At 73.5% G+C, this 8,405-nt stretch carries 4 protein-coding genes; 2 read left to right on the forward strand and 2 right to left on the reverse strand.

The annotated features are described in order from the left end of the window. The first annotated feature begins 121 nt into the window (after positions 1–121). Complete coding sequence (locus V7793_RS28355; RefSeq protein WP_336011543.1) at positions 122–2,377, forward strand: ABC transporter substrate-binding protein; 2,256 nt, start codon at positions 122–124, stop codon at positions 2,375–2,377. 56 nt (positions 2,378–2,433) lie between these two features. Here V7793_RS28355 and V7793_RS28360 read toward each other — a convergent pair whose 3' ends face one another. Next, a complete protein-coding gene (locus V7793_RS28360; protein ID WP_443058012.1) occupies positions 2,434–4,293 on the reverse strand; it encodes an MFS transporter in 1,860 nt (619 codons plus the stop codon). A gap of 156 nt (positions 4,294–4,449) precedes the next feature. After that, positions 4,450–6,936 (reverse strand): D-alanyl-D-alanine carboxypeptidase family protein, encoded by a 2,487-nt coding sequence (locus V7793_RS28365; protein WP_336011546.1) that lies wholly within the window; start codon positions 6,934–6,936, stop codon positions 4,450–4,452. A 439-nt stretch (positions 6,937–7,375) separates the two neighbouring features. On the opposite strand from V7793_RS28365, the gene V7793_RS28370 reads away from it, so the two are divergent. Next, entirely contained in the window at positions 7,376–8,152 is a 777-nt protein-coding gene (locus tag V7793_RS28370; protein WP_179081288.1) for a GOLPH3/VPS74 family protein, read from the forward strand. The last annotated feature ends 253 nt before the right edge of the window (positions 8,153–8,405 follow it).

Consider the following 8,405-nt stretch of genomic DNA (forward strand, 5'->3'; position numbering starts at 1 on the left):
CCCCCGGTACGGCGCAGGTCTGCTCCCAGTGCCGGTACCGCCTCGCGGACCCCGCACCGCCGGAGCGGCACCGGCGGGCGGAGCACGAACGGCCGGAGCACGAGCCGCCGGAGCCGGCCGCATGACCACCCCCGCGGACACCAGACCCTGGCTGATACGCCGGACGGCCGCCCTGCTGGTGGCGACCGTGCTCGCCTGCGGCGCCCTCCTGGCGGCGTACTACGGGGTGAGCCGGGACGCCGCCCAGGTGCCGGACCGCACCGTGCCGGCGATGGGCCACGTCGCCGCGACGGAGAAGGCTCTCCAGGACTCGCTGAAGGCAGCGACGGCCGCCCTGCACAGCCCGGCCGCCGCCACGGAGGGCACCGGCGAGGACTACCGCGCGAAGATCAACGCCGCCTTCAGGAGCCTGGAGAAGGCCTCCGCCACCACCGTCGCGGGATCCGCCGGCCAGAGCGCCCTGAGCACCGTGGCCGGCCAGCTCTCCTCGTACGACTACCTCGTCGGGCAGGCCGCCCGCAGCCAGGCCGACGAGAAGCTGCGCGACGCCTACCTGCACTACGCCGACAGCACGCTGAACCGCAAGAAGAGCGGCATCATCGCCCGGCTCGCGGGCGTCCAGGACCGGCAGGCGGCCGTGCTGAAGTCGCAGACGTCGGCCGGCTGGCTGCTGAAGCTCGCCTGGGGCGCGGCGGTCCTGCTGTGGTGCGCGCTGGCCTGGCTGCTCGTCGACACCCAGCTCTTCCTCCGGCGCCGCTTCCGCCGCCGGTTCAACGGCCCCCTCGCGGGGGCCACCCTGCTGCTGGCGGGGCTCGTACCGCTGCTCCTGACCGCCGCCCTGCAGCTCCAGGACGACCTCGGCCGGGCCTACCGCGCGGCGGGCGGCGGCGACGTCTCCGGCAGCGTCCCGGAGACCGTGCGCGGCCACATGCAGGACACCCACTGGCTGACCGCCGTCCCCGCCTGGATCCTCATGGCGGCCGTCGTCGTCGCCGCCCTGACCGTCCTCGGCCTCCAGCCCCGCATCGAGGAGTACCGCTTCGCCCGGGTCCCGCAGAGCCTCGGCCGGCGGATACGTTCCTTCGAGGCCGCGACCGTCCTGCTGGCCCTGTGGCTGGTGCTGTTCTCCGCGGTCGGCACGGGCGACGCACGCGGCGAGCACCACGGGCGCATCACCGTCCTCGCCCCGTGGACGGACACCGAGGAGACGCGCTTCCGCCAGGTGCTCGACGCGTACTCCGCGAAGTACCACGTCGACGTCGACTACCAGGGCACCACGGCCCTGCGCGAGGTGCTGCTCTCCCGGCTGAACGCGGGCACCGCACCGGACGTCGCGATCCTGCCGAGCCTCGGCGAAGTGCGCGAGTACATCGGCTCGGAGACCCCGCCGCGGGAGCTCGCCCCGGTCCTCGGGGACGCCCTGGACGGGTACGGGCCGCTGTGGGCCCCCGCGATCGGGGGCAAGGTCTACGCCATCGCGGTCAAGGCCGACCTGAAGAGCGTCGTCTGGTACGACCCCGCCCGCCGGCAGGACCTGCGCACGCTCGCGGCCCGCGGCGGCCGGTGGTGCGCGGGCATGGGCGGCGACGCCACGTCCGGCTGGCCGGGCACCGACTGGATCGAGGACATCCTGCTGCAGCAGAGCGGCAAGGAGGTCTACGAGCAGTGGGCCCGGGGCGAGCTGGAGTGGTCGCGCGGGGCGGTGGCCGACGCCTGGCGGACGTTCGGGGGGATCTTCGACCGGGGACCGGCCACGGCCGCCCTGAGCCAGGACTTCGCGAAGAGCATCTTCTCCTCGCCGTGCGCCCTGCAGCACCAGGGCTCGTTCATCCGCGACTCCGACTACACCCGCCGCGCGGCCTTCGTGCCCACGCGGGAGGTGCTCCCCGGCATCGCCCGCCGGCCCGCCTCCTCCGAGGTGTCGGCGGACTTCGCGACGCTCTTCGGGAAGAGCGCGGCGGCCCGGGACCTGATGCGCTTCCTGGCCTCCCCGCAGGGCCAGCGGGCGTGGGCCGAGGCACCGCCCGGACCCGGCACGGGCGGGCAGCAGGGGGCGGCGGGCAAGGCCGCGAAGGACCCGGGCAACCCCGGCCGGCCCTTCTTCGTCACCGCGAACGCGCCGCAGCCCGGACCCTCCGAGCGCGTCAACGACGCCATCGGCAAGGCCCTCCGTGACCGGCAGCGGCCCAAGTGCCTGGACGCCTCGGACGTCATGCCGCTCCGGATGCGCTTCGCCTTCCAGCACGGCGTCCTGGACTACCTCGGCGACCCCGGCCCGGAGCGGCAGCAGAAGGTGCTGGGCTATCTGGACAGCGTGCAGAAGGACCTCAAGGCCCCGCCGCGGGCCGCCGGGTCACCGCCGCGCGTCTGCGAGTGACCCGGAGGCGCCGGGAAGCGTCCGGAGGTTTCCGGCGGGGCTGCTTCCCGGCGGGGTTACTTCGCCAGGTTGTCCGGGCAGCCCGTGCCGCGCGGCAGCTTGTAGCGCGCCACGATGTGGTACGTGCCCGGCTTCGGCGCGTTCAGCACCGTCCAGCTGTCCTCCGGCCGGTCCTCGCGGGCCTCCTGGACCTCCTTGGACAGGCAGCCGTTGACGTTGACCGGCGGCTCGCCGCGCGGCCCCGCCTTCGGCGGCTTGACGTCCTTGCCGTTCTCGTCGACCAGGCCCAGCCACGGGGAGTGCGGGATGCGGATGAGGACCGGGCCCGGCTTGTCCACCCGGATCGTGAGGCCCTCCGCGTCCGTGCGCTCCACGACCGCCGGGGGGTCGGCGAGGGGCGTCGGCGCCTCGACCTCGTACAGCCGCCAGTTGTCGTCCGACCACACCTGGCGCAGGTAGGGCTGGCCCTTGGCGACGAGCTTGGCCTCGTCGACGGCCGCGGGGTCCGGCTCGTCGGTGGGCAGCACCACGTAGTGCACGGCCCAGCGGTCGAGCCAGGCGCGGTAGCTGGAGGAGGTGAGCAGGCCGGGCTCGTAGAAGAGCGGGTTGCGCTCGCGGTCGGCCTGCCGGTTCCAGCCGCGGGCGAGGTTCACGTACGGAGTGAGGGCCGAGGACTCGCGGTGGCTGCGGGCGGGCACGACCTCGACCCGGCCCCGCGCCGTGTCGGTCTGCTGCAGCCGGTTCACCAGGGGCGCGAGCTCGCGCGCCCAGGAAGCGGCGGGCGTGGTGTGGATGATGTCGCCGATGGCGTTGGCCAGCTGCCACGACGTGCACGTGACCAGGGCCAGGATGAGCGCCGTCCAGCGCAGGCCGCTCCTGAGCAGCTCCGCCGGCCGCGGCACCTTCAGCTCCGGCAGGGCCGCGACCAGCACCGTCCCACCGAAGATCATGCCGAGCCGGGAGACGTTCGTGCCGATCTGGGACGGGATGAGCCAGACCAGCAGGACGGCCAGGACGTAGAGCGCCGAGGCCATCCGGACCGTGCGCCACTCCTTGGGGACGAACAGCACCCCGAAGAGGCCGCTCAGCAGCGGCAGGATCGCCGAGGCGAAGGCCATCGGCTGGTGGCCCGAGAACGGGAACAGCCACGCCGACAGACCCACGACCACGGCCGGGGAGACACCCAGCGCGTACGCCGCCGGGCGCCGCTTGCCGAGCCACAGGGCGGCCGCGACGAAGCCCACGAACAGGCCGGCCACCGGGCTCGACGCCGTCGCCAGCGCGGCCGCCAGCGCGGCCAGGCCCGCCCGGCCCCAGCGGTACTTGCCCTCCGAGCGCCAGCGCATCGGCCACGCGAAGATCACGGCGACGGCCGCCAGGCCGAACATCGTGCCGAGCCCGAAGGTGACCCGGCCGGATATCGCGTTGCAGGTCAGCGCGAAGGTGCCGTACAAGGCCGCCACGAGCGGCCGGCGCACGACCCGGCTGCGCACGAGCAGCAGGGCGATCAGGCCCGCCGAGAGCGTGCCCGCGATCATCATCGTGGTGCGGACGCCGATGCTGGCCATCAGGTACGGCGAGATCACGCTGTACGAGACGGGGTGCATGCCGCCGTACCAGGCGAGGTTGTACGCCGAGTCGGGGTGCTGGCCCACGAACTCGGCCCACGCGTCCTGGGCGGCCAGGTCGCCGCCGCTGTTCGCGAACACGTACACCCAGAGCACGTGCAGCGCCGCCGCCACACACAGGGTGGTCAGGACGGGGCGGCCGGCCGCCGCGCGGCCCGCGCGCCTCAGCCGCCCGCGCAGGCCCGCGCCGCCGGAAGGCTGCGGGGCTCCTGGGAAGACGGCATCCCGCCCGTCCTGCTCACCCGGCTCGTCGGGCTTGCCGGCCCGTGCCGGGTCCACGGTGGTCACTGCAGTTCTCCCCGTCTTCCCCCGGAGGTCTTCCCCCATCGTCGCGCTGCCCCGGTTCCGCGGGTAGCGGCACGGCGCGCGGCCGTGCTCAAACCCTCGCGACGCTAGCACGCCGCGAGGGCCCGGCAGGGACGGCGACCGCCGCCCCCGCGCACCTCAGCCGAGGCGCGTGAGCTTCGCGCCGAAGCCCGGCTCGGCCAGCGGCGCCTTCAGCGCCACCGGCACCCGGACCTGGCCCGGGCCGCTGCCCACGGTCAGCATGCCGACCTCGGCACCGGACTTCGCCGCGTGCGGCAGCTTGTGGCCGCCGTCGTTGACCGCCAGGCCGACGGACAGGCCCGCCCAGCCGACGGCCGTGACGTCCTTGGTCGCCACGACCGGGGTGCGGCCGCCGAGACCGTCGTCCACGGCGCCCACGACGTCGCCCTTCTTCACGACCGTCTTCGCCTCGAGCGCCTTCTTCGCGGACTCGATCGCGTCCTTGGTCGCCGCGACCACCGAGTCGATGATCGGCGTCTTGTGCTGCGCCAGCACCGCTCCGATGATCAGCTGCGTGGTGCCGCCGATCTTCTTCTCCGCGGCGAAGAGCAGGTTGCCGCCGGCCGCGGTGGTCGTACCGGTCTTGATGCCGGTGCCGTACAGCGGAACGATCGGGTTGAAGTTCTTCTGCTTCTCGCCGTTGCTGTCGATGTACTCCGTCAGCCCCGAGATCTCCTTGAAGACCGGGTCCGCCATGGCCTTCTTGCCCAGCTTGACCAGGTCCTTCGCGGTGCTCTTCGTCGTCGCGTCGAAGCCGCTCGGGTCGGTGAACGTCGTGTTCACCATGCCCAGGTCCTTGGCGGTGTCGTTCATCTTCTTGACGAACGCCTCCTCGGAACCGGCGTCCCAGCGCGCCAGCAGCTTGGCGATGTTGTTCGCCGACGGCAGCATCAGCGCTTCCAGCGCCTCGTACTCCGAGAGCTTCTGGCCCTCGGTCACCCGGACCAGGGACTCGCCCTCGGGCTTGCCCTTCTGGTAGTCGCTCACCGCCTTGGCGTCGACGGTCATCAGCGCGCCCTTCTTGTCACCCTTCTTCATCGGGTGGTCGCGAAGGGTGATGTACGCGGTCATCACCTTGGTGACGCTCGCGATCGGGACGGGCTTCTCCTCGCCGGACTCGCCCAGCGCGCCCAGGCCATCCACCTCGACGTACGCCTGGCCGGTCGCCGGCCACGTCATCTGCGCCTTGTCGCCGTCGAACGTGAACGTCTTCTTCGCCGTGAGCACCAGCTTCGGCTCCGGCAGCGGGCGGAACGCCTGCACCACGCAGAAGATGATCGCCAGCAGCACGACCAGCGGCGTCCAGATCTTCACCCGGCGCAGGATCGTACGGGTGGGCGTCTCCGGAGGCGGAGGCGTGTTGGTCAGCTGGGCGAGCAGGTCCAGCGGCGCCGCGGGCTGTCCCGCCGCCGGGGGGACCGTGGGGCCGCCGCCGCCCGGCCCCGGGGGGAACGGCTGCTGCTGCGTCCGCTCGGAGGGGGCGGGCGGGGTGACGCTGACCGGGATGGCGGGCTTGCCCGGGGCGGGCGCGGGCGCGGGGACCTTGGCGGGCGCCTTGGCGGCGTCCTTGGCCGGGGCGGGCCTGGCCGGAGCCTTGGGGGCGTCCTTGGCGGGAGCCTTTGCCGGAGCCTTGGCGGGAGTCTTGGCCGGGGTGGCCGGCTTGGCGGCAGCCTCGTCGAGCGACTTCAGCGGCACGAACTGGCTGGTGCGCTCGGAGTCGGAGTCCTCACCCTTGGCAGCGCCGTCCTTGCGGCCGGGCTCGCCGATGACGGGGGCCTTGAGCAGGGCGGTCGCCTGATTGTCGGACCCGCCGTCCTGGTTGTCGGCGGCCGGGGCCTTCGCGGCACCGGGGGCGTCACCGGACACCCCGTCGGCCTTGGGCCGGACCGTACGGAAGACGGCGGTGGCCTGGTCGGCGGGCGCGGAGTCCTTGCCCTTGTCCTTGCTCTGGGGCTTGTCGTTGCCGGACGGGGCGCCGTCGGCAGAACGCTCGGCAGCGACCGGGGCGCCTGCACCGGAGGCGCCGGCCTTGGGCCGGACCGCACCGAAGACAGCCGTGGCCTGGTCGGCGGGCGCGGAGTCCTTGCCCTTGTCCTTGCTCTGGGGCTTGTCGTTGCCGGACGGGGCGCCGTTCGCGGGGCGGCCCGCGGAGGAGGCGTCCTTGTCCTCGTCCTCGCCGGAGGCGGGCTTCGCGGACTTCGCAGCCTTGCCGTCACCGTCACCGTCACCGTCGCCGGAAGAGGCGTCGGCCTTCGGCCGGACCGTACGGAAGACGGCCGTCGCCCGGTCGACGGGCTCGGGGTCCTCGGCAGCGGCCCCGGCCTCGGCCTTGCCCTTGCCCGACGGGGCCCCGTTCACGCCGGCCTCGCCGGCCTCGTCCGCGGCAGGGGCCTTGGAGGCCTTCCCCGGGCCGTCGGAGGCCTCGGAGCCCCCTTCGGCCTCTTCCTCGTCCGTACCGGCCACCCACGCCGCCACAGCGGCCTTCAGGCGGGCGTCACCGCCGGCCGCCGCGCGGCCCCCGGCAGCGGACCCGGTCTTCGCCGAGCCCTCCGCAGAGGTCTCGGCCTTTGCATCCGCATCGGCCTCACCGGACGCCGGGGACACTTCTTCACGGCCGCCTTCGGCGGCATCCGCGGCATCCGCGCTCTCGGGCGCGTCAGCTTTCCCGGACGGCTTTCCGGAAGTTTCCCGGAAAACCCCGAGTCGCGGGTCGAGCTCGCCGCCAGCCGTCTCCCCCGACGACTTCCGCTGCTCCGACTTGCCGGGGGACTCGCCCGCCACCGATGCCTCCTCGAATTCCCACGCGATACGCCACCGCGGGGTGCTCCCCACCCCGCAGGCCGAACCTTCTCAAACGCTTACCAGTGTCCTGTGCGGCAGCCCCGTCACCGCGCAACCGCACCGCTTGAAGGGATCGACCGGCCTCACCGTCGTGCTAGACGAGACGACATACCTACCGGTTCCCACCCGAAGCCACCACGCACTCTCGACAGACCAATGTGAGAGGGGTCACCCTGTCAGTCATCCACGCGGGGAGGCATGGATGGGCAGGAGCCGCAGAACAATTCCGGAGGAGCTTCTGCTGCTCGCTTTGGACCCGGCCACGGGAACCACGGCGCAGCCGCAGTCGCTCGACCTGGGTCTCGCCGGGGCACAGCTAGTGGAGCTGGCTCTGGCTGGACGGATAGCCCCAGACGGGGATCGTATCGCCGTGGTGATGCCGCGGCCGACAGGAGATCCGACGCTGGACACCGCGCTCGAACTGCTGCGCCGCCGCGGCAGTCCGGTCCGCGCCGTCCACTGGATCGGCGGGCCCCGGCTGGGGCTGCGCCAGACGTATCTCACGCACCTGGAGCGGTGCGGCATGGTGCATGCCGTGGCGGGCCAGATGTGCGGGGTGCTGCCGACGACGCGCTATCAGGCGACGGACACCGCGATCAGCCGGGAGATCAGGGCCCGACTGGACAGCGCGATCCGCACCGGCGTCCCGCCGGACCCGCGGACCGCGGCGCTCGCCGCCCTGGCCCACGCGGTGGGTCTCGGCAAGCACCTCTACCCGGGCAACGAGGGGCGGTCCTCCCGTTCCCGGCTGCGGGATCTGATCAGGCACGACCCCATGGGCGGGCTCGTGGCGCACGCCGTGATGGACGTGCAGAACGGCGTCGCGGCGCAGCCGCGGCGGGCCCCGGCGGCTGCCGGTTCCGGCGCGGGCGCCCACGGCGCCGGCGGCTCGGGGCGGCGTACGTCGGTCCGGGGTACGGCGTCCGGGCAGCAGGTGGCCCAGGGGACGGCCGTGATGGCCCGGGCAGGCGCGTCCTGAGCCGACGCCGCCGAATCCGCCGGCCGCACCGCTGACCGCCCGGAGAACGGCGCGACACAGCACATCGCACCACCAATGCATCACCGCACCGCCGCATCACCGCACCACAGCACCACCCGTACAGCAACACCCACAGCACACCCAGAGCTCGACCGACCGCAGCGCAGTCCCCCGGCCCGGTTCGGGAGCCGCGATATCGCGCGGGGTGGGGGGGGGGGGGGGGGGGGGGGGGGGGGGGGGGGGGGGGGGAAAA

This window comes from Streptomyces sp. KLMMK (genome assembly GCF_036961605.1).
In the GTDB taxonomy this organism is placed as follows: Bacteria; Actinomycetota; Actinomycetes; order Streptomycetales; family Streptomycetaceae; genus Streptomyces; species Streptomyces telluris.

Excerpts from the sequence above, each read along its gene's own strand:
- V7793_RS28355 (WP_336011543.1), top strand. The coding sequence starts at position 122 with ATGACCACCCCCGCGGACACCAGACCCTGGCTGATACGCCGGACGGCC.
- V7793_RS28370 (WP_179081288.1), top strand. The coding sequence starts at position 7,376 with ATGGGCAGGAGCCGCAGAACAATTCCGGAGGAGCTTCTGCTGCTCGCT.